Raw genomic sequence first — 19,331 nt, forward strand, 5'->3', positions numbered from 1 at the left:
ATGAACGACAGCCTGCTTCATGGGGTGCCCCCGCCTGCCGCCTCGCACCGCATCGCAGATTATGATCATGGCATAAGTGCCATCGACGCCGGCTATCTGCGTCTCGGCCTGGCGGCGATCCATCTGGTCGTCGAGGGCGGTCAGGCGGTCCTGGTCGATACCGGAACCTGTGCCTCGGTTGCCAGTGTCATGGGTGCGCTGCAGGCCAAGGGCCTGGCCCCGGAGGACGTGGCCTACGTGTGCGTGACGCACATCCATCTCGATCATGCGGGGGGCGCCGGCGAGCTGATGCACCGGCTGCCTCGCGCACAGCTGGTCGTGCATCCGCGTGGAGCGCGGCACATGGCGGATCCCGCGCGCCTCGTCGCCAGCGCCCGGGCGGTGTATGGCGAGGCGGAGTTCGCGCGCATCTACGGCGACATCCGTCCGGTGGATGCCGCTCGCATCCTGGAGGCGCCCGACGGCCTCGTGCTGGAACTGAACGGCAGGCCGCTGCGCTTCCTGGACACGCCGGGCCACGCGCGCCATCACTACTGCATCTTCGACGAGGCCAGCCGGTCGTTCTTCACCGGCGACACTTTCGGGCTTTCCTATCGCGAGTTCGACGTCGACGGCAGGGAGTTCGTGTTCCCGACCACCACGCCGGTGCAGTTCGATCCCGCAGCGGCGCACGCCTCCATCGATCGCATCATGCGCCACGATCCGGAGCATGCCTTCCTCACCCACTACAGCCGCATCGGCCACCTGCCGCGCCATGCCCAGGCGATGCACGAACTGATCGACGCACACGTGGACATCGCCCGCGGACTGCGCGACGTATCCGGCAGGCATGCGGCGCTGGCCCGGGGGATCGAGGAACTGCTGCTGCAGCGTCTCGCCGGACACGGCTGCGGCCTGTCCCCGGAAGAGATCCGGGAACTGATGGATCTGGATGTGCAGCTGAATGCACAGGGATTGGCGCACTGGCTGGATCAACCGGCGGCAAACTGAGGCTGCGCTTTCCGCAGCCGCCGGATTCAGGTGCCGGCAGCCTGCCGCGGATCGGGATCCGTCTGCCGCAGCCGTTCGAACAGGCACACCGCCGCCGCCGCGGCCGCGTTCAGCGACTCGGTATCGCCGAGCATGGGAATGTGGATGTGTTCGGTAGCCGCCTGCAGCAACCCGTCCGACAGGCCGGCGCCCTCGTTGCCGAAGGCGAACGCGACCGGGCCCGCCAGCCGGGCCCGGTACAGGCTCGTGGCCGCTGCCGGCGTCGCGGCGACGACCCTGCCCTCGAATTGCCGCGCGACGCCGATGAGATCTGCATGTTCGTGGATGCGCAGCAGGAAGTGCGCACCCATGGCGGCGCGAAGCACCCGCGGCGACCAGGCGTCGGCGCAGCCGGCGGACAAATGGATGTTGGCCGCACCCGTGGCGGCGGCAGAGCGGAGTATCGAGCCGAGATTGCCCGGATCCTGTATCGCTTCGAGCAGCACACGGCAGGATTCCATGCCGGGGTGTACCCGAATGGCATTTGACGGGGGGATGGGGGCGAGTGCCATGATGCCGGTGGGGGTGTCGACTGGAGAAGCCTGCCGGAACAGGGCGTCGTCCAGCAGGTACAGCTCCGTGCGCCCGCCTTCGGCACAGGCCGCGAGCAGGGCGGCTATTTCCTCGTGCCTGCGGCCCGATGCGCTCACGACCAGGGTGTGCGGCGCGCCCAGCGCTCGACGGTACGCCTCGACGAGGTGGGCGCCATCCAGCAGCGCCATCCCGGCCGCCCGCCGATGCCGCGCGGATTTCCCCAGCTTCACCAGCTGCCGGTAGAAGGGGTTGTCGCGCGAGGTGATGCGCTTCACGGCCGATGCGGGGCGAATCCGCGCGAACTCGGCATCGGCTTCAGTCCCCGCGGAAGGGTTCCACGGGAACGGCCCGGTATGCAACCTCCAGAATCTCCAGTTCCTCCGTTCCGCCGGGCGCGTGCAAGGTGACGACATCCCCCTGCCGCGCCTTGATCAGCGCCCGCGCCATCGGCGAGATCCAGCTGATGTGTCCCCTGGCCGTGTCGATTTCGTCCACGCCCACGATCGACACCGTTCTCTCCTCACCCTGCGGATTGGCGAAGGTGACGGTGGCACCGAAGAAGATCTGCTCGCCGTCGTCCCTCGGCGCCGCAGGATCGACGAGCTCGGCTGCATCCAGCCGCCGCGTCAGGAAGCGGATGCGCCGGTCGATCTCGCGCAGGCGCTTCTTGCCGTAGATGTAGTCGCCATTCTCGGAGCGGTCACCGTTGCCGGCGGCCCAGGCCACTGTTTCCGTCACGCGCGGCCGTTCCGTATGCACCAGCCATGCGAGTTCGTCCACGAGGCGGGCATGGCCGTGCGGCGTGATGTAGTTCCTGGCACCCGCGGGCATGGCGGGGGAGGGGTCGGGGATGGCGTCCTCGTCCAGCGCATCGGCGGGATTGGGTTCTCTCGTGAATGCCTTGCTCATGCTCTTTATATGGGTAGAATGGGAACCCCGCTTGAATTCCTGATTTGCATGATAGACCACGGATCGCATCGGCACCATCCTCCCGCTGTACGCCGCGGGGACGGGTCTGCGGCCGATACCCGCTCCCGTACGGGAGATGCACCGCGTCGATCCGGCGGTTTCAGAGAATCCGATGAACCTGGCGGATCGCGCAATGGCGGTTCAATTGCGGGGCAGGGTGGCGTATACTCCTCGCCTCGAGGCGTTGCCCGGGTTCGAATGGAAGGAATTGTTTCTGGAAAATCAGGGGATTGAGAGTATGGAGTGGTGCCCAGAAGAGGACTCGAACCTCCACAGTGTTGCCACCGCTAGGACCTGAACCTAGTGCGTCTACCAATTCCGCCATCTGGGCGATACTCTCTGTTCCGGCATCGGACAGAGGCGCCAATTTTATAGGAAATTACCGCTTTGTCAATCAAGAAGAAACGCGGCGTGCGCAAGCTGGATCCCCATTTCGAGCGCGAGAAGCAGCGCTACGGCCACGCCCTTCCGAGCCGGGAATTCATCCTGCAGATCCTGGAGGAGCAGGGCGTGCCGGTCAATGAACAGGCGCTGCAGGATCTGCTGGGGATCGTGGAGGCGGAGAACGAGATTTTCAGCCGCCGCATCGCCGCCATGCTGCGCGAAGGGCAGATCATGCGCAACCGCAAGGGCGACATCTGCGTGGTGGAGAAGCTCGATCTCATCAAGGGCCGGATACAGGGGCATGCCGATGGCTTCGGGTTCCTGGTGCCGGATGACGGCGGCCCCGACCTGTTCCTGACCGAGAAGGAGATGCACAAGGCGCTGCATGGCGACCGCGCGATGGTGCGCGAGACCGGAGTGGACCGGAGGGGGCGCAGGGAAGGGGTCGTGGTCGAGGTGCTGGAGCACGCGGTGACGCAGCTGGTGGGCAGGCTGCACGTGGATCATGGCGTGCTGTTCGTGGAAGCGGAGAACCGGCGCATCAGCCAGGACATCCTCATTCCCAGGGAGCAGTCGCTGGATGCCGGCGACGGCCAGGTGGTCATGGTGGAGATCATCCGGCAGCCGAGCAAGCACGCCCAGCCCATCGGGCGCATCATCGACGTGCTGGGCGACTATACCGCCCCGGGCATGGAGATCGAGATCGCCCTGCGCAAGCACGATCTTCCGCACATATTCCCGCCCGAGGTGGAGAAGCTCTCCGCACGGTTTTCCGAGGAAGTGCAGGAAACGGATCCGGCCGGGAGGACGGATGCCCGCCACCTGCCGCTCGTGACCATCGACGGCGAGACGGCGAAGGATTTCGATGATGCCGTCCATTGCGAGCAGGTCGGAAAGGACTTCAGGCTGTACGTGGCGATCGCCGACGTGAGCCACTACGTGCGTCCGGGGGATGCCATCGACGCGGAGGCGCGCCATCGCGGCAATTCGGTGTATTTTCCGCGGCGCGTGATCCCGATGTTGCCGGAGGTGCTGTCCAATGGCCTGTGTTCGCTGAATCCCCAGGTCGACCGCCTGTGCGTGATATGCGAGGTGGATATAAAGGCGGATGGCGGCTTCGGCGGCTACCGATTCTATCCGGCAATCATGAATTCCCGCGCGCGCCTGACCTACACCGAGGTGGCGGACATGATCGAGCACCCGCGGGGGGAGGCCGCCCGCCGGCATCGGGCGCTCCTGCCGCATCTCCGGCTGCTGTACCGGCTGTTCAAGATCCTGCTGAAGGCGAGGGGCAAGCGGGGCGCGATCGACTTCGAGACCATCGAGACTCAGATGGTCTTCAATGCGCAGGGAAAGATCGAGCGCATCCTGCCGGTCGAGCGCAACGACGCGCACCGCTTGATCGAGGAGTGCATGCTGGCGGCCAACGTATGCGCATCGGACTTCCTGCAGAAGCATGGGCAAGCCACCCTCTACCGCATCCACGAGGGCCCCACCCCGGAAAAGCTCGCCGCGCTGCGCGACTTCCTCAAGGAGTTCGGCGTGCCGCTGGGCGGAGGCGAAGCGCCAAGCGCCAAGGACTACGCCAAGGCGCTGACCCGGATCAAGGGCAGGCCCGACGCCCAGCTGCTGCAGACGGTGATGCTGCGCTCGTTGCGCCAGGCGGTCTACAGCCCGGACAACGTGGGGCATTTCGGGCTCGCCTACGAATCCTACAGCCACTTCACCTCGCCCATCAGGCGCTACCCCGACCTGCTGGTGCACCGTGCCATCAAGGCCGTCCTGAACGGCGCCGCATATGCGCCGGGCGACTGGCGTGAACTCGGCCTGCACTGCTCCCAGACCGAGCGGCGCGCGGACGATGCGACGCGCGACGTGGAGGCGTGGCTCAAGTGCTACTACATGCAGGACCGGATAGGCGAGTGCTTCGACGGCGTGATCAGCGGGGTGACGGGATTCGGCCTGTTCGTGGCGCTGGACGGCATCCACGTGGAGGGGCTGGTGCACATCTCCGAACTGCCCAGCGACTACTTCCACTTCGACGCGGCCAAGCACATGCTGCTGGGAGAGCGCAGCGGCAAGCGCTATCGCCTGGGAGACCGGATCCGGGTACGGCTGGTGCGTGCCGACCTGGAGTCGAGCAAGATCGATTTCGTCGTGGCCGAGGGAGGCCGCGGCCGCGGGGCCCGTTGAAGTGTCCCGCATCCGCCTCGTTTTCGGTTTCCACGCGATCACCAGCCGCCTGCGGCAGAATCCGGACAGCATCCGCGAGATATTCCTCGATCCGGCCCGCCGCGACCAGCGGGCACGCGGCCTGGCGAAGCTCGCCGAGACGCAGGGCGTGCGTCTGATCGCCTGCGACGCCCAGCGACTCGATGCGATGGCGGGAAGCCTGCGCCACCAGGGGGTGGCGGCCAACATCGATGCGTCCCGCTCCCACGTCGATATCGGGGACGTGCTCGACACGCTGGAGGAGGCCGCGCTGCTCCTGGTGCTCGACGGCGTGCACGATCCCCACAACCTCGGCGCCTGCCTGCGCGTGGCGGACGCCTTCGGCGCGCATGCCGTCGTCGCCCCGAAAGACCGCGCCGTCGGCCTGACCGCCACGGTGCACAAGGTCGCCAGTGGCGCCGCCGATACCGTACCCTACATTTCCGTCACGAACCTGGCGCGTACACTGCGCGAACTGAAGCAGCACGGCGTCAGCGTGGTGGGTGCATGCGCCGACGCCGGCGAACGGCTCGGCACGGTGGAGCTGGATGGGCCCATCGCATGGGTGCTGGGCGCGGAGGGAAAGGGCATGCGCCGGCTGACGCGCGAGGCCTGCGACCGGCTGGTTGCGATCCCCATGCTGGGCAGCGTGGAAAGCCTCAACGTTTCGGTCAGCGCCGGCGTCTGCCTGTTCGAGTCACGACGCCAGCGGATGAAGGCCGGGATGCCCGCGTGGACATGAATTGATATTTTCACCTCGCCTGGCTATACTGAGCGACTTTCGATTCCGCTTCACGCCTTGCTCCACCGATTCGCATCCGGGGAGCTTCACCCATAAGGAGATTGCATGCGACACTACGAAATCGTTTTCATCGTCCATCCCGATCAGGGCGACCAGGTGCCGGCCATGATCGAACGCTACCGCAATATCGTCACGGCGAAGAACGGCAAGGTTCACCGCCTGGAAGACTGGGGGCGCCGCCAGCTCGCCTACCTGATCCAGAAGGTGCACAAGGCGCACTACGTCCTGATGAACATCGAGTGCGACCAGGAAACCCATGACGAACTGGATCACGCCTTCAAGTTCAACGATGCGATCCTGCGCTACCTCGCCATCAGGATGGATGCGGCGGTCACCACGGCCTCGCCCATGATGCGCGAGGAGAAGGCGAAGCCGGCCGCGCCTGCCGCAAACGAGCAGAAGGAAACGACGCTGGCGGTGTGAGCACCGGATCGTACGGGATCGGGGCGGGTATCGCCTCTGGCCGTATCGGCCGCCACCTGTCGCTTCCTTCGCCGGGCGGGTGCGTTCCCACGCAATGAACTGCAATCAAGTCGTCATCTGCGGCAGGATCATGGAAGTCGAGGGCCTGCGCTACACGCCGGCCGGGGTGGCGGTGGTGGAACTGAAGATCGGCCATGCGTCGCACCAGCTCGAAGCCGGCATGCGCCGGCGGGTGGAATGCGAGATGCCCGCGGTGGCGCTGGCGGATCTGGCCGAGACGGTTTCCCGCATGCTCCCCGGCACCCAGGTGCGGTCGGGCGGCTTCCTCTGCGGCAGGAGCCGCGTGAACCGGCAACTGGTACTGCATTTGAACAGCATAGACATCATTTGACAGGAAGAAAATCATGGCTCGCTTTACCACAAGACGCAAGGATGGGAAGGACAGGGAAAAGGACAAGAAGGCCAACCGCCCGCTGTTCAAGCGCAGGAAGTTCTGCCGCTTCACGGCCGAGGGCATCCAGACGGTGGACTACAAGGACGTCGACCTGCTGAAGGACTTCATCAACGAGAATGGCAGGATCATTCCGGCGCGCATCACGGGCACCAAGTCCCGTTACCAGCGCCAGCTGAGCACCGCCATCGAGCGCGCACGCTTCCTCGCGCTGCTTCCCTACACCGATTTGCATTGAGGAGAGAGGCCATGCAGATCATACTGATGGAAAAGATCGCAAAACTCGGCCAGCTGGGCGACGTCGTCAAGGTCAGGAACGGTTACGCGCGCAATTTCCTGATTCCCCAGGGCAAGGCAAGACGGGCGACGCCCGCCGCCATCGCCGAATTCGACGCCAGGCGCGCCGAGCTGGAGAAAAAACAGGCGGAAATCCTGGCGGACGCCCAGACGCGCGCGACCAAGCTCGAGGGATTGATGGTGCAGATCACGCAGAAGGCCGGTGTGGATGGCAAGCTGTTCGGGTCCGTCACCAATGCCGATATCGAGACCGCGCTCGCAAATCAGGGTTTCGAGGTGGAACGCTCCGCGATCCGCCTGCCGGAGGGGCCGTTCAAGCAGATAGGCGACTATCCGGTGGAGGTCGTGCTGCACAGCGACGTGTCGGTGCAGATCGTCGTTTCGGTTCTGGGAGAGCCGACTTCCTGAGCGATGGGCGGATTTGAAGGAAGAAATGAAAGGGGGCTCTTGCAGCCCCCTTTTAATTGTTTCGGGCCGATCCCCCGATGGTAGAATCCCTTCGACACTCCTGACGTCATCCGGTTTCCATGGCTCAATTCCTCGCTGCTGCGACCCCTCCCGACCCGTCGCTCGAATCCTACAAGATGCCGCCGCATTCGGTCGAGGCCGAGCAGTCGGTGCTGGGCGGGCTGATGCTGGACAACCACGCGTGGGACAGGGTGGCCGACATCCTCACCGAGGATGATTTCTACCGGCAGGATCACCGTCTCATCTACCGGCACATCAACAGACTGGTCGAGCACGGCAAGCCCGCCGACGTCGTGACGGTCGCGGAATCCCTGGAGAGATCCGCGGAGCTGCAGAACGTCGGCGGCCTCGCTTATGTCGGCATCATGGTGCAGAACACGCCCTCGGCCGCCAACATCCGGCGCTACGCGGAAATCGTGCGGGAGCGGGCGGTCATGCGCAGGCTGGCCCAGGTGGGATCCCAGATCGCAGAATCCTCCTACAACCCGGCAGGCCGCTCCGCCGCCGATCTGCTGGACGAGGCGGAGGCCCGGGTCTTCGAAATCGCGGAAGCGGGCGCACGCGGAACGCAGGGCTTCGTCGACATCCAGCCGCTGCTGAAGGAAGTCGTGGAGCGCATCGAGACGCTCTACAACCAGGACGACCCCAGCGACGTGACCGGGATCGCGACCGGGTTCCAGGATCTGGACCAGAAGACGTCGGGCTTTCAGCCCGGCGACCTGATCATCGTCGCCGGCCGGCCCTCCATGGGGAAGACCGCATTCTCCCTCAACATTGCCGAGCATGTGGCGCTGGAACTGGAGAAGCCGGTGGCGGTGTTCAGCATGGAAATGGGCGGGGCGCAGCTTGCCATGCGCATGCTGGGTTCGGTGGGGCGCCTGGATCAGCACAAGGTGCGCACCGGGCGTCTCCAGGACGAGGACTGGTCCAAGCTGACCCATGCCCTGGGCAGGCTGAGCGATGCCCCTCTGTTCATCGACGAGAGCGCCGCCCTGAATGCGCTGGAGCTGCGGGCCCGTGCGAGGCGGCTGTACCGCCAGCATGGCGGGCTGGGGCTGATCGTGATCGACTACCTGCAGCTGATGTCGGCCACGGGCCAGGGCGAGAATCGCGCCACCGAGATATCGGAGATTTCCCGCTCCCTGAAGGCGCTGGCCAAGGAACTGCAGGTGCCGGTGGTCGCGCTGTCGCAATTGAACCGCAGCCTGGAGCAGCGCCCCAACAAGCGTCCGGTGATGTCGGATCTGCGCGAGTCGGGCGCCATCGAGCAGGACGCGGACCTGATCCTGTTCATCTATCGCGACGAGGTCTACAATCCCGACACGCAGGACAAGGGCATCGCCGAGATCATCATCGGCAAGCAGCGCAACGGTCCCATCGGCAAGGTGGATCTCACCTTCCTCGGCGAATATACCCGCTTCGAGAGCTACGCCCGCACCGGCCGCTACTGATCCGTGCGGAAATCGCGGCCGGCGCGGTGCGCTTACAGCACTTCCGTGGCATAGTCCGCCAGCCGCGAGCGTTCCCCGCGTTGCAGGGTGACGTGCCCGTTGTGATCCCATCCCTTGAAGCGGTCGACCACGTAGGTCAGCCCCGAGCTTCCTTCCGACAGGTAGGGCGTGTCGATCTGGGCGATGTTGCCCAGGCAGACCACCTTGGTGGCGGGTCCGGCGCGGGTGATGAGCGTCTTCATCTGCTTGGGGGTGAGATTCTGGGCCTCGTCGATGATCAGGAACTTGTTGATGAAGGTGCGCCCGCGCATGAAATTGAGCGACTTGATCCTGATGCGCGAGCGTATCAGGTCGCGGGTGGCGGCGCGCCCCCATTCCCCGCCGTCATTCTCCGCGTGGTTGAGCACTTCCAGGTTGTCTTCCAGCGCGCCCATCCAGGGCGCCATCTTTTCCTCCTCGGTGCCGGGCAGGAAGCCGATATCCTCGCCGACCGGGACGGTGACGCGTGTCATGATGATTTCCGAGTAGACCTTGGACTCGAGCGTCTGCATCAGTCCGGCAGCCAGGGTCAGCAGGGTTTTCCCGGTTCCCGCCTGGCCCAGCAGCGTGACGAAGTCCACCTCCGGGTTCATCAGCAGGTTGAACGCGAAATTCTGTTCGCGGTTGCGCGCCGTGATGCCCCAGATGTTGTTCTTCTGGTGGGTATAGTCCTTGAGCGTCTGCAGCACCGCGGTCTTGCCGTCGTGCTCCTTCACCTGGGCGTAGAAGGGCTTGTCGTGCTCCAGGTAGACGAACTGGTTGACCAGGAAACCGCGGCAGAGGGGTCCGCTGACGCGATAGAACGTCTGCCCGGCCTGCTGCCAGGACTCCATGTCCTTGCCGTGGCTGTCCCAGAAGTCGTCCGGCAGCTGCAGGGTGCCGGAATACAGGAGATCGGTGTCTTCCAGGACCTTGTCATTGAAGTAGTCTTCCGCCGCCAGCCCCAGGGCACGCGCCTTGATGCGCATGTTGATGTCCTTGGAGACCAGCGTGACGATCCGGCTGGGATGGGCCTCGTGCAGGAACTTCACCACGCTGATGATCTGGTTGTCGGCGCTGCCGCTCGCCAGCCGCACCGGCAGGGTATTGTTGATCGTCTGCGTCTGGAGGAACAGCCGTCCGGTCGCGCTCTTGCTGCCATGCTCGGCCAGCGGAATGCCCTCCTCGATGTTGGTGACCGCACTGTTCACGATCTCGTCCAGGAACCGGCTGGTCTGGCGGGCGTTGCGCGCCACTTCCGACATCCCTTTCTTGTTGTTGTCGAGTTCCTCGAGCGTCACCATGGTGATGTAGACGTCGTGCTCCTCGAAATGGAACAGGCTGGTGGGATCGTGCATCAGGACATTGCTGTCGAGCACGAACAGCTTGGGGTGGGCGCGCAGGCGCGTGATGGTAGTGACGGATGAAGCCGGTTTGCGGGAGTTCATGAGTCCGCTCTGGACAAGGTCCTCACGAACTCGAGCACTTCCTGGACGTGGCCGGGAACCTTGACGCCGCGCCATTCCCGGCGCAGCGCGCCCTTCGCGTCCACGACGAAGGTGCTGCGGTCGATGCCGCGCACCTGCTTTCCGTACATGTTCTTCATCTTCATGACGCCGAACAGCCCGCAGACCGACTCGTCGACGTCGCTCAGGAGCTCGAAGGGAAACCCCATCTTCTCCTTGAATTTCTCATGGGATTTGAGCGTGTCGCGCGAGATGCCCACGATGTCGCAACCGAGCCCGGTGAACTCGTCGAAGGCGTCGCGGAACTCCTGGCCCTCGACGGTGCAGCCGGGCGTGTCGTCCCTGGGGTAGAAGTAGATCACCAGATTCCTGCCTGCCGCGCCGGACAGCCTGAACGTCTTGCCGCTGGTGGAGGGGAGCTCGAAATCGGGAGCAGGCTGGCTCGGCATGAGGACCTCGTCTGGAGTGGTATGGAAATATGCCCGTAACTCTGGCCGTCCCGCATGGTAACAAAAAGCGAATGCAAAGAAAATCAACCTTTCTGCACGGGAGGACGGGACCCCGGCGATGCCGTCAGGCAGGGCTTTGCGGCAGCTGCCCTCGCACCGCATCCGCCCAGCAATTGGGCGTTTCGAACAGGCGCACCCGTTCCAGACGCAGGTGGTTGCCGTAAGTATCGCCGTAGGCAGCGTCGAGAATGCGGAAGGCCGCCAGGGCAAGATTCTCCGCCGTGGGCGGAGCGTCCAGCACGACCGTCCTGTGGCCTTCAAGGGATTCGAGGAACTGCATCACCGCAACGTCTCCGGCATACACCAGGAAGGCGTGATCCCATTTGTCCACCAGCGCCGCCCTGGCGATGCGCTTGACCTCCGAGTAGTCCATCACCATGCCTTGCCCGGCGGTGCCCGCCTCGGTGATAATGTCCCCTGACAGGGTGATTTCGATGGCGTAGCGGTGGCCATGCAGATGGCGGCAATTGCTGGCGTGGGCGGGGATGCGGTGGCCGGCGTCGAATTCCAGCCTGCGGGTGATCAACATCAGAGGATTGTAGCATTGGCGCACGCTTCCAGACTATTGGACGTGACGGACCACAGCCGCGACAGCGCCGGGCTGGCCTACGTCTATCCGGTGGTGTCGCGCCGGGCGGGGGGAGTATCGGTCGGCATCAATCTCAACCCGAACAATGCCTGCAACTGGCGCTGCGTCTATTGCCAGGTTCCGGAGCTCCGGCGTGGTACGGCGCCGGCGATCGACCTGCCTCGCCTGGAGGCGGAATTGCGCGCCTTCCTGCAGGAACTCCGGTATGGCGCATTCATGGAGACGCAGGTGCCGCCGGATGCGAGGCGCCTGCGCGACATTGCCCTGTCGGGCAACGGCGAGCCCACCAGCGCCCGCGAATTCGAGCAGGTGATCGAGCTGATCGGAAGGGTGAGGGGAGATTGCGATCTGCCCGCGGACCTCAAGCTGGTACTGATCACCAATGGCAGCCTGATCGACCGTCCGGGCGTCCACGCCGGCCTGCACCGCATGGCGCAGCTGAACGGCGAAGTGTGGTTCAAGGTGGACAGCGTCACGCCCGCGGGCAGGCTGCGCATCAATGGCACGCGCATGAGCCTGCGCCGGATGCAGGAGAACCTGAAGCTGGCCGCAGCCGCTTGCCCTACCTGGCTCCAGACCTGCGTGCTGCAGATCGACGGCAGGCCTCCTTCCGATTCGGAAGCCGATGCCTATCTCCGGTTTGTCGAGGAACTGCGGGGGGAGGGCGTGCCGCTCGAAGGGGTGCTGCTATACGGGCTCGCCCGCCCCTCCATGCAGCCGGATGCGCCGCGGCTTGCCAAGGTCGACCGGGCATGGATGGATGCATTCCATGAAAGAATCCGGGCAACCGGGCTCGCTGTCAGGCTCAATCCATGAGACACGCATCGAGTTCCTGGGGCCGTCGTTCCCGTGAGCCGGGGAAACCGGAATATGTACTGCGGATGCTGCGCTGTGTAAATCTGGGCTGCGCGGCTGCAGGGGTTATTTTGCCCGGGCGGCTTTCTTCAGGGTTTTGTACAGATCGGGATCCTGGCTCTTGAGCAATGCGGCGATGGCGAGGTCATCCTTCTTGATCTTTGCCAGATCGATGTGCTCGATATGCACCAGTCTTACAAGCTCCCTGACCGGCCTGGGCATGTTGCGTCCGCTTTCATAACGGGAGCCGCCGCTCTGGGTGACACCGACCTTGCTCCAGAAGTCATGCTGATTCAACCCGAGCTTGCGTCGGATTTCACGAGGATTGGATATTTCTTCGAAAAGTTTCATGAGATCGGCTCGCTGTGAGTGATACGGTTGATCGTGTAGGACTATCGAAAACTCATAAATTTAATTCGTTTTTCCAAGCAATGCAACCCTTGCGTGGCAGACAATCCCTGGAGAGGTTATCATTATTGCATATATCGGACTTTATTCCCCGCAATCGGGTAAAATCCACCTTCGAGGGAAAGTTGAATCCATTGCCGCAGGCATAATTGATTCAACATATGTGACACTTGGGTTCCACGTAGAGTTCCCCGTTTTTTTATTTAATATGGCAAGAACGGCGTGACACTGATCATCCAGAAATACGGCGGAACCTCGGTCGGCAGCACCGAGCGCATCAAGCATGTCGCCCGCCGCATCGCGAAATTCCAGTCGCGCGGCCATCAGGTGGTGGTGGTGGTCTCTGCGATGAGCGGGGAGACCAACCGTCTCATCGCCCTGGCCAGGGAATTCCAGGCCGATCCCTCGGCGCGGGAACTGGATGTCATGGTCTCGACCGGCGAGCAGGTTTCCGTCGCCCTGCTGGCCATGGCACTCACGGATCTGGGCCTCAAGGCGAAAAGCTATACCGGTGCGCAGGTGCGCATTCTGACGGACAGCGCCCATACCAAGGCGCGTATCCTGAAGATCGACGAGGGCGGCATCCGCACCGACCTCGATGCGGGGTACGTCGTGGTCGTGGCGGGATTCCAGGGCGCGGATGCTCATGGGAACATCACCACGCTGGGCCGCGGCGGTTCGGATACCACCGCCGTGGCGCTGGCAGCCGCGCTCGGGGCGGAGGAATGCCAGATCTATACCGACGTGGATGGCATCTACACCACCGATCCGCGCATCGTTCCCGAGGCGCGCAAGCTCGCTTCCATCACCTTCGAGGAAATGCTCGAACTGGCGAGCCTCGGTTCCAAGGTGCTGCAGATTCGTTCGGTGGAATTCGCCGGGAAATACAAGGTCAGGTTGCGGGTGCTGTCCAGCTTCGACGAGGAAGGCGAAGGCACCCTGATCACTTTCGAGGAAGGCAACATGGAACGTGCAATCATTTCAGGCATCGCGTTCAACCGCGACGAGGCGAAGATCACGGTGCTGGGCGTACCGGACCGCCCCGGCATCGCCTACCAGATCCTGGGTCCGATCGCCGACGCCAACATCGACGTCGACATGATCATCCAGAACATCGGCTACGACGGCCTGACGGACTTCTCCTTCACCGTCAACCGCAGCGAATTCGGCCGGGCCATGGGCATCCTCGAAAACCAGGTTCAACCCCACATCGGCGCCCGCGGCGTGGTCGGCGGCGAGAAGATCGCCAAGGTCTCGGTGGTGGGCGTGGGGATGCGCTCGCACGTCGGCATCGCCAGCAGGATGTTCCGCGCCCTGGCCGAGGAAGGCATCAACATCCAGATGATCTCCACCTCCGAAATCAAGATTTCCGTGGTGGTGGATGAGAAATACATGGAACTCGCGGTGAGGGTGCTGCACAAGGTGTTCGACCTGGACCAGTCGTCCTGAGGCCCCGGGGTTTCGGAGAAGCACGCGGCGTACCGTTTGACCGGAAAAGTGCAAACCGGTATCCTTACGCCTCTTCCACGGAGAGATGGCCGAGTGGTCGAAGGCGCTCCCCTGCTAAGGGAGTATAGGCTCAAAAGGCTTATCGAGGGTTCGAATCCCTCTCTCTCCGCCACGATGACCCGCGATACCCTGCTCTCTTCCTCTATTCCGAACTAGGCCGCCTACACGTGGGCCGTGTGCCGGTCAACCAAAAAAGATATAATACGGAAAGCTCTTTTTCCAAGGCCACCGGAGACCGATACCCTCCCGCCACCTGTACAGCTCAAGCGCAGCGGCCGGGTGATGCGGCTGATCGTGCGGGGCTGGATGTGCCCCGAGGGGCAGATCCGATGTTGGTGCAGTTGCTATCCCGGACGCATGACTGGTTCGATCGTCTGGCATCGGGCACGGCTGGAAGCATGCAGGCGATTGCAACGCAGGAGGAGGTCACCAGCTCCTATGTGACGCGGGTGGTGTATCTGGCATTCCTTGCACCCGATATCGTCCGTGCGATGCTGGAAGGTAGGCAGCTCGACTCGCTGACGCCGGATTCGCTCATGTGTAGTCGCTTCGATTCAATCTGGCAATTGCACCTGTCAAATCGGGTGACTGTCGGATGAAGTCGTGACTACTACAGATTATCTGGATTCAAAGCAAACCCGGCTGCTTCGGATGTTCAATTCGACCAGTCGATCTGGTCGGCAGCATGGCAATTTCCGCACCGGCCATCTGCTCGGCCAAGCGGATGTCGTAGGCGCTCTGGAGGTTAAGCCAGAACTGCGCTGACGTACCGAACCAATGACCCAGGCGCAACGCCGTATCCCCGGTAATGCCGCGCCGGCCGTGGATGATCTGCGTGATGCGGTTGGTGGGCACGTCGATCTGACGTGACAACTCGGTTGGCGTTATGCCAATCTCCTGCAATTCGTCGGCGAGGATTTCACCGGGATGAATGGGGGGACGCGTCATTTGTTCTGCCTCCTAATGAGAGTCCGCAATTTCGACATTCGACGGTCCGGCGGCACCTTGCAGCCATTCAAAGCAAATCCGCCATTGACTGTTGATGCGGATGCTGAACTGGCCGCGTCTGTTGCCGTGCAGCGCCTCAAGGCGGTTGCTCGGCAAAATCCGCAATTCGTCGAGGCCTATCGCGGCATCCAGGATTTCGAGGCGCTTCCACGCCTGTCGGTCGAAGCCCTGAAACTCCTGGACAAATTTGCCCTCGGAGAAATCTTGGGTTCGTTTGTCGCGGTAGCCCAGAATCATAAATCCAGAATAGCAGGTTTTGATGATTTACGTCAACCGTAAATATCGATAACGAAAGTATGCAATCCGCAACTTATCTCCCGTCATCGTACTGGGCGACATCAACGACGGGCAGCAGAGCAATACCGCAAACGTGCTGACGGAGCAGCCCCGCTATCTCGTAGGCGATTCGGTGGGAGGCGGAGACACCGCGCTCTACACGGCGCAGATCCTGCAGGAATACCGCGACACTCGCGATGTCTACTACACCCACGTCCACCAGGACATGCGGGAATCGCCGGAGAAATCGCAACGGTACTCCTGTAGGAAGTTTTCCTACACGGAAACCCCTGCTATTTCTACGCGCGAATCCGACAGATTCCGATTTCGCGATCTCGTGCGGCGCGGCAGAATGAGCCCCATTGTCACAACCACGAGGGAGAAAGATGAAAGCCACCGAACTGACCACCGAGATCAAAGATCTCAACCTGACGTACCTGATGCTGGCCCAGCAGATGGTCCTGGCCGACAAGGATATGGCCATCTTCCGCCTGGGCGTGAGCAAGGATATCGCGGACGTGCTTGAAGTCCTGTCGCTGAGCCAGATCCTCAAGCTCGCCAATTCCAACATGATGCTGTGCCGGATACGCTTCGACGACAGCCTGGTATTCGGCATGCTCACGGACTACAGCAAGGAAAAACTGATGTCCCAGTCCCACGCGGCCATCCTGCTCGCCGGCCAGCCGGCCGAGGAGATCGCCTGACGCCGGGAATGCCTTCCAGGCTGAAAAGTTTCCTGGATAGCAGTCAGCCCTGATTTTCCATCATGGATTCTGAATCGCCGGCTCGACCGGGCATTTGCCGAACTGCCACGGAGAGGGCTTAGAGGAGTGCGCATGCGCAAGAAGAGTGTGGTGTCGGAGGCCAACGAGATACGGGCCGCGATCGAGATGATCCAGCTGGGCGCACGCCTGCAGCTGCTGGAGAATGAAACCAGCCTGAGCCGGGAGCGCCTGATCAGGCTCTACAAGGAATTGAAAGGAGTTTCGCCTCCCAAGGGAATGCTGCCGTTTTCCGCGGACTGGTTCCTGACCTGGCAGCCCAACGTTCATTCCTCGGTCTTCGCGGATATCCATCGCTACCTGACCAGCCATGCCGAGTGCCGGGGCATCACGGCCATCGTCAAGAGCTACAAGCTCTATCTGGAGCATTGCCGGATGAGCGAGATGGAGCCGGTGCTGAGCCTGACGCGCGCCTGGACCATGGTGCGATTCTTCGATAGCGGCATCCTGCAGACCACGGCGTGCACGCAATGCCACGGGCATTTCGTGGTACACGTCCATGACCTTCACCACCGCTACGTCTGCGGGTTGTGCAATACACCCTCGCGAGCCGGGAAAACCAGCAAGTCCCGCGTCCCTTCTGCCGCCGCGGCCGCGGCCCTGGCGGCCTGACGCCCGGTCCCCGGAACCTGCGAGGAACCTCTCCGCATCGGCGCCGGACATCGCCGCGCGGATCCTGACGATTCCCGCTGCGGCCGCGCCGGCGGCTGCGGATGCGGCCACACCATGCTTCTGCCACGGGCCGCAACATCCTGCCGGGCAGGGCCTCATTTCCCCAGCACCTTCGTTTCCCCGTATTCGCCGTATTCGCCGGTCGTGCACCGGTTTTCCCATTAAAGATTTTCCGGATCCGGCCGTTACCGGGATTGCATGGTTCGCAATCATGCAGGCATCGCACGCCGGGAGAGACATCTCGAACCGGATGCGAATCTCGACTGGGAAATCTGAAAATGCTGGTCATCGTCGGTTCTCTTGTTGTGTTCATGTCAGTCTTCGGGGGGTTTGCGCTTTCCGGAGGACACCTGGGCGCGCTGCTTCAGCCGCTGGAGCTGCTGATGATCGGCGGCGCGGCAGTGGGCGCCTTCGTGCTGGGCAACACCGGCAAGGCGCAGCGGGCCACCCTCAAGGCGCTGCCCCGGGTGCTGGAGCGCCCGCGCTACACCAAGACCCTGTATCTCGATCTCATGGCCCTGCTCTACGACATCCTTGCAAAGATCCGCAAGGAGGGGCTGATGTCGATCGAGCAGGATGTGGATCACCCCCATGAAAGCCCGATCTTCGCAAACTATCCCAGCATCATGGCGGATCGCCATGTGGTGGAGTTCATGACCGACTATCTGCGCCTCATGGTGGGAGGCAATCTCAATGCATTCGAAATCGAGAACCTGATGGACAACGAGATAGAGACCCATCACCAGGAGGGTGAGATACCGGTGCATTGCATCAGCAAGGTGGCCGACAGCATGCCGGCCTTCGGCATCGTCGCAGCCGTCATGGGAGTGGTGCATACCATGGCCTCCGTGGGGCTGCCCCCTTCCGAGCTGGGAGGGCTGATCGCCCAGGCCCTGGTCGGCACCTTCCTCGGCATCCTGCTCGGCTACGGGCTGGTCGGGCCGCTGGCTGCCGTGCTGGAGCAGAAGCTGGGCGAGTCGACCAAGATGCTGCAGTGCATCCGGGTCACGCTGCTCTCGAGCATCAACGGCTACGCCCCCGCGCTGGCGGTCGAGTTCGGGCGCAAGGTGCTGTATTCGACCGAACGGCCGAGTTTCAGCGAACTGGAAGACTGCGTCAGGCAGACAAGAAGCCGGTAAGAAGGCCGGACACAACTCATGGCGAAGCCACCCCGCCCCATCGTCGTCAGGAAGATCCAGAGGCGCCGCAGCCACCACGGAGGCCAGTGGAAGATTGCCTATGCCGATTTCATCACGGCGATGATGGCGTTCTTCCTGCTCCTGTGGCTGCTCAGCACCTCGTCCAAGGCCGAGTTGCAGGGAATCTCCGAGTACTTCCAGACGCCGCTGGTCATGGCGGCCCGCGGCTCGGGCGGCGACCGGAGCATCCTGGAAGGCGGGGGCGGGGATCCGACGCGGCGTGAGAGGCGCGTGCAGCGCAACGACAGCGAGACGCCCGAGCGGCCGGCCAGCCTCAGGCGGGCGCAGGCGGAGCTCGAACGCCTCGACAGGATCCGGCTCGAAGACCTGAAGCGGCGGCTGGAGCGCCTGATCGAATCCAATCTCACCATGCGGCAATTCAGGAAGCAGTTGCTGCTGGACATCACCACCGAGGGCCTGCGCATCCAGATCGTGGATGACCGGAACCGGCCGATGTTCGCGCGCGCCAGCGCCGAGCTGGAGCCGCACACCCGCGAGATTCTGCGGGAACTGGGAGGCGTGCTGAACGAAATACCCAATCGGGTGAGCCTCTCGGGCCATACCGACGCCACGCCGTACGCCAGTGGCGAAAAATACTACAGCAACTGGGAGCTGTCGGCGGATCGCGCCAATGCCTCGCGGCGCCAGCTGATACTGGGCGGCATGAGCGAGCAGAAGCTCATGCGGGTGGTGGGGTTGGGAGCCGCGGTACCGTTCGACCGGGAAGATCCTTTCCATGCTGTCAACCGGCGCATCAGCGTCATCGTGATGAACGGCAGGGCTGCAGAGGCGCTGATCCGGGAGGGAGGCGCAGTGCAGGACATCAAGGATCACATCCTGGCCGACTCGCGATCTTCGCAGGCGGCACGCCGCCGTTCCCTGGAACGCGCCTGACGCACCGCGCCGTCCCGAGGGCGGCAATGGCGGTGCCGGCGAATGACGCCATGCCCCGGCGGAATTGAAGGAGGAATGCCGTTCTTTTCCCCGGATGACCCATCCCCGCATCGTCCGATAATCGCCA

The 19,331-nt window shown here is 63.2% G+C and carries 23 protein-coding genes and 2 tRNA genes; 16 read left to right on the forward strand and 9 right to left on the reverse strand.

What is annotated here, in order from left to right:
• Window positions 1–990: an MBL fold metallo-hydrolase gene (locus tag BT108_RS09680; protein WP_072294333.1), complete on the forward strand. Its 990-nt coding sequence runs from the start codon at window positions 1–3 to the stop codon at window positions 988–990.
• A 26-nt stretch (window positions 991–1,016) separates the two neighbouring features.
• Here BT108_RS09680 and BT108_RS09685 read toward each other — a convergent pair whose 3' ends face one another.
• The 3 genes from BT108_RS09685 to BT108_RS09695 form a co-directional block, all read right to left on the reverse strand.
• On the reverse strand, window positions 1,017–1,838 hold the full coding sequence (locus BT108_RS09685; RefSeq protein WP_072294365.1) for a TrmH family RNA methyltransferase: 822 nt from the start codon (window positions 1,836–1,838) through the stop codon (window positions 1,017–1,019).
• 40 nt (window positions 1,839–1,878) lie between these two features.
• Window positions 1,879–2,472, reverse strand: coding sequence for a transcription elongation factor GreB (gene greB, locus BT108_RS09690; RefSeq protein WP_072294366.1), 594 nt, complete (start codon window positions 2,470–2,472; stop codon window positions 1,879–1,881).
• A gap of 304 nt (window positions 2,473–2,776) precedes the next feature.
• Window positions 2,777–2,863 (reverse strand) — tRNA-Leu (locus tag BT108_RS09695).
• A 56-nt stretch (window positions 2,864–2,919) separates the two neighbouring features.
• Between BT108_RS09695 and rnr the strand changes: the two genes are divergently transcribed.
• The 7 genes from rnr to dnaB all read left to right on the forward strand — a co-directional run bounded on the left by rnr (window position 2,920) and on the right by dnaB (window position 9,019).
• On the forward strand, window positions 2,920–5,109 hold the full coding sequence (gene rnr / locus BT108_RS09700; protein WP_072294334.1) for a ribonuclease R: 2,190 nt from the start codon (window positions 2,920–2,922) through the stop codon (window positions 5,107–5,109).
• A 1-nt stretch (window position 5,110) separates the two neighbouring features.
• The gene (gene rlmB, locus BT108_RS09705; protein WP_072294335.1) at window positions 5,111–5,869 is read left to right on the forward strand and encodes a 23S rRNA (guanosine(2251)-2'-O)-methyltransferase RlmB; all 759 of its coding nucleotides are present in this window, start codon (window positions 5,111–5,113) and stop codon (window positions 5,867–5,869) included.
• A 105-nt stretch (window positions 5,870–5,974) separates the two neighbouring features.
• Window positions 5,975–6,352, forward strand: a complete 378-nt coding sequence (gene rpsF, locus BT108_RS09710) for a 30S ribosomal protein S6 (protein ID WP_072294336.1) — start codon at window positions 5,975–5,977, stop codon at window positions 6,350–6,352.
• 94 nt (window positions 6,353–6,446) lie between these two features.
• On the forward strand, window positions 6,447–6,743 hold the full coding sequence (gene priB, locus BT108_RS09715) for a primosomal replication protein N (RefSeq protein WP_072294337.1): 297 nt from the start codon (window positions 6,447–6,449) through the stop codon (window positions 6,741–6,743).
• 13 nt (window positions 6,744–6,756) lie between these two features.
• Window positions 6,757–7,041, forward strand: a complete 285-nt coding sequence (gene rpsR / locus BT108_RS09720) for a 30S ribosomal protein S18 (RefSeq protein WP_072294338.1) — start codon at window positions 6,757–6,759, stop codon at window positions 7,039–7,041.
• Window positions 7,042–7,052: 11 nt separating this feature from the next.
• A complete protein-coding gene (gene rplI, locus BT108_RS09725; protein WP_072294339.1) occupies window positions 7,053–7,508 on the forward strand; it encodes a 50S ribosomal protein L9 in 456 nt (151 codons plus the stop codon).
• Window positions 7,509–7,627: 119 nt separating this feature from the next.
• Window positions 7,628–9,019 carry a replicative DNA helicase gene (gene dnaB, locus BT108_RS09730; RefSeq protein ID WP_072294340.1) on the forward strand — a complete coding sequence of 464 codons (1,392 nt, stop codon included), beginning with the start codon at window positions 7,628–7,630 and terminating at the stop codon, window positions 9,017–9,019.
• Window positions 9,020–9,051: 32 nt separating this feature from the next.
• On the opposite strand, the gene BT108_RS09735 is transcribed toward dnaB, so the two are convergent.
• The 3 genes from BT108_RS09735 to queD all read right to left on the reverse strand — a co-directional run bounded on the left by BT108_RS09735 (window position 9,052) and on the right by queD (window position 11,541).
• Window positions 9,052–10,485, reverse strand: a complete 1,434-nt coding sequence (locus BT108_RS09735; protein ID WP_072294341.1) for a PhoH family protein — start codon at window positions 10,483–10,485, stop codon at window positions 9,052–9,054.
• Window positions 10,482–10,952, reverse strand: a complete 471-nt coding sequence (locus BT108_RS09740) for a peroxiredoxin (RefSeq protein ID WP_072294342.1) — start codon at window positions 10,950–10,952, stop codon at window positions 10,482–10,484. Before BT108_RS09740 ends, BT108_RS09735 begins: the two co-directional genes overlap by 4 nt.
• Before the next feature lie 124 nt (window positions 10,953–11,076).
• Window positions 11,077–11,541 (reverse strand): 6-carboxytetrahydropterin synthase QueD, encoded by a 465-nt coding sequence (gene queD / locus BT108_RS09745; protein WP_072294343.1) that lies wholly within the window; start codon window positions 11,539–11,541, stop codon window positions 11,077–11,079.
• A 15-nt stretch (window positions 11,542–11,556) separates the two neighbouring features.
• On the opposite strand from queD, the gene BT108_RS09750 reads away from it, so the two are divergent.
• Window positions 11,557–12,417 carry a radical SAM protein gene (locus BT108_RS09750; RefSeq protein ID WP_072294344.1) on the forward strand — a complete coding sequence of 287 codons (861 nt, stop codon included), beginning with the start codon at window positions 11,557–11,559 and terminating at the stop codon, window positions 12,415–12,417.
• A 105-nt stretch (window positions 12,418–12,522) separates the two neighbouring features.
• On the opposite strand, the gene BT108_RS09755 is transcribed toward BT108_RS09750, so the two are convergent.
• Window positions 12,523–12,807 (reverse strand): helix-turn-helix domain-containing protein, encoded by a 285-nt coding sequence (locus tag BT108_RS09755; RefSeq protein ID WP_072294345.1) that lies wholly within the window; start codon window positions 12,805–12,807, stop codon window positions 12,523–12,525.
• Between the two features lie 279 nt (window positions 12,808–13,086).
• Between BT108_RS09755 and BT108_RS09760 the strand changes: the two genes are divergently transcribed.
• From BT108_RS09760 to BT108_RS09770, 3 genes are all read left to right on the forward strand, one after another.
• Window positions 13,087–14,313, forward strand: coding sequence for an aspartate kinase (locus tag BT108_RS09760; protein ID WP_072294346.1), 1,227 nt, complete (start codon window positions 13,087–13,089; stop codon window positions 14,311–14,313).
• 79 nt (window positions 14,314–14,392) lie between these two features.
• Window positions 14,393–14,485: transfer RNA gene (locus BT108_RS09765), tRNA-Ser, on the forward strand.
• A 217-nt stretch (window positions 14,486–14,702) separates the two neighbouring features.
• A complete protein-coding gene (locus tag BT108_RS09770) occupies window positions 14,703–14,972 on the forward strand; it encodes a hypothetical protein (RefSeq protein WP_072294347.1) in 270 nt (89 codons plus the stop codon).
• Window positions 14,973–15,000: 28 nt separating this feature from the next.
• Here the strand turns inward: BT108_RS09770 and BT108_RS09775 are convergent, their stop codons facing one another.
• Window positions 15,001–15,321 (reverse strand): HigA family addiction module antitoxin, encoded by a 321-nt coding sequence (locus BT108_RS09775; protein WP_072294348.1) that lies wholly within the window; start codon window positions 15,319–15,321, stop codon window positions 15,001–15,003.
• A gap of 12 nt (window positions 15,322–15,333) precedes the next feature.
• Window positions 15,334–15,618: a type II toxin-antitoxin system RelE/ParE family toxin gene (locus BT108_RS09780; RefSeq protein WP_072294349.1), complete on the reverse strand. Its 285-nt coding sequence runs from the start codon at window positions 15,616–15,618 to the stop codon at window positions 15,334–15,336.
• A gap of 425 nt (window positions 15,619–16,043) precedes the next feature.
• Here BT108_RS09780 and flhD point away from each other — a divergent pair, with 425 nt between their 5' ends.
• From flhD to motB, 4 genes are all read left to right on the forward strand, one after another.
• Window positions 16,044–16,361, forward strand: coding sequence for a flagellar transcriptional regulator FlhD (flhD, locus tag BT108_RS09790; protein ID WP_072294350.1), 318 nt, complete (start codon window positions 16,044–16,046; stop codon window positions 16,359–16,361).
• Between the two features lie 132 nt (window positions 16,362–16,493).
• The gene (flhC, locus tag BT108_RS09795) at window positions 16,494–17,051 is read left to right on the forward strand and encodes a flagellar transcriptional regulator FlhC (RefSeq protein ID WP_072294351.1); all 558 of its coding nucleotides are present in this window, start codon (window positions 16,494–16,496) and stop codon (window positions 17,049–17,051) included.
• Between the two features lie 338 nt (window positions 17,052–17,389).
• A complete protein-coding gene (gene motA / locus BT108_RS09800; protein ID WP_072294352.1) occupies window positions 17,390–18,250 on the forward strand; it encodes a flagellar motor stator protein MotA in 861 nt (286 codons plus the stop codon).
• Window positions 18,251–18,268: 18 nt separating this feature from the next.
• Window positions 18,269–19,204: a flagellar motor protein MotB gene (gene motB, locus BT108_RS09805; protein WP_072294353.1), complete on the forward strand. Its 936-nt coding sequence runs from the start codon at window positions 18,269–18,271 to the stop codon at window positions 19,202–19,204.
• Window positions 19,205–19,331 lie beyond the last annotated feature (127 nt).

The organism is Nitrosovibrio sp. Nv17, assembly GCF_900119085.1.
In the GTDB taxonomy this organism is placed as follows: Bacteria; Pseudomonadota; Gammaproteobacteria; order Burkholderiales; family Nitrosomonadaceae; genus Nitrosospira.

Bases quoted from the DNA above. Each gene is read 5' to 3' on its own strand.
- BT108_RS09680 (WP_072294333.1), top strand. From the start codon at position 1: ATGAACGACAGCCTGCTTCATGGGGTGCCCCCGCCTGCCGCCTCGCAC.
- greB (WP_072294366.1), bottom strand. From the start codon at position 2,472: ATGAGCAAGGCATTCACGAGAGAACCCAATCCCGCCGATGCGCTGGAC.
- rpsF (WP_072294336.1), top strand. From the start codon at position 5,975: ATGCGACACTACGAAATCGTTTTCATCGTCCATCCCGATCAGGGCGAC.
- priB (WP_072294337.1), top strand. From the start codon at position 6,447: ATGAACTGCAATCAAGTCGTCATCTGCGGCAGGATCATGGAAGTCGAG.
- rpsR (WP_072294338.1), top strand. From the start codon at position 6,757: ATGGCTCGCTTTACCACAAGACGCAAGGATGGGAAGGACAGGGAAAAG.
- rplI (WP_072294339.1), top strand. From the start codon at position 7,053: ATGCAGATCATACTGATGGAAAAGATCGCAAAACTCGGCCAGCTGGGC.
- dnaB (WP_072294340.1), top strand. From the start codon at position 7,628: ATGGCTCAATTCCTCGCTGCTGCGACCCCTCCCGACCCGTCGCTCGAA.
- BT108_RS09735 (WP_072294341.1), bottom strand. From the start codon at position 10,485: ATGAACTCCCGCAAACCGGCTTCATCCGTCACTACCATCACGCGCCTG.
- BT108_RS09740 (WP_072294342.1), bottom strand. From the start codon at position 10,952: ATGCCGAGCCAGCCTGCTCCCGATTTCGAGCTCCCCTCCACCAGCGGC.
- queD (WP_072294343.1), bottom strand. From the start codon at position 11,541: ATGTTGATCACCCGCAGGCTGGAATTCGACGCCGGCCACCGCATCCCC.
- BT108_RS09755 (WP_072294345.1), bottom strand. From the start codon at position 12,807: ATGAAACTTTTCGAAGAAATATCCAATCCTCGTGAAATCCGACGCAAG.
- BT108_RS09770 (WP_072294347.1), top strand. From the start codon at position 14,703: ATGTTGGTGCAGTTGCTATCCCGGACGCATGACTGGTTCGATCGTCTG.
- BT108_RS09775 (WP_072294348.1), bottom strand. From the start codon at position 15,321: ATGACGCGTCCCCCCATTCATCCCGGTGAAATCCTCGCCGACGAATTG.
- BT108_RS09780 (WP_072294349.1), bottom strand. From the start codon at position 15,618: ATGATTCTGGGCTACCGCGACAAACGAACCCAAGATTTCTCCGAGGGC.
- flhD (WP_072294350.1), top strand. From the start codon at position 16,044: ATGAAAGCCACCGAACTGACCACCGAGATCAAAGATCTCAACCTGACG.
- flhC (WP_072294351.1), top strand. From the start codon at position 16,494: ATGCGCAAGAAGAGTGTGGTGTCGGAGGCCAACGAGATACGGGCCGCG.
- motA (WP_072294352.1), top strand. From the start codon at position 17,390: ATGCTGGTCATCGTCGGTTCTCTTGTTGTGTTCATGTCAGTCTTCGGG.
- motB (WP_072294353.1), top strand. From the start codon at position 18,269: ATGGCGAAGCCACCCCGCCCCATCGTCGTCAGGAAGATCCAGAGGCGC.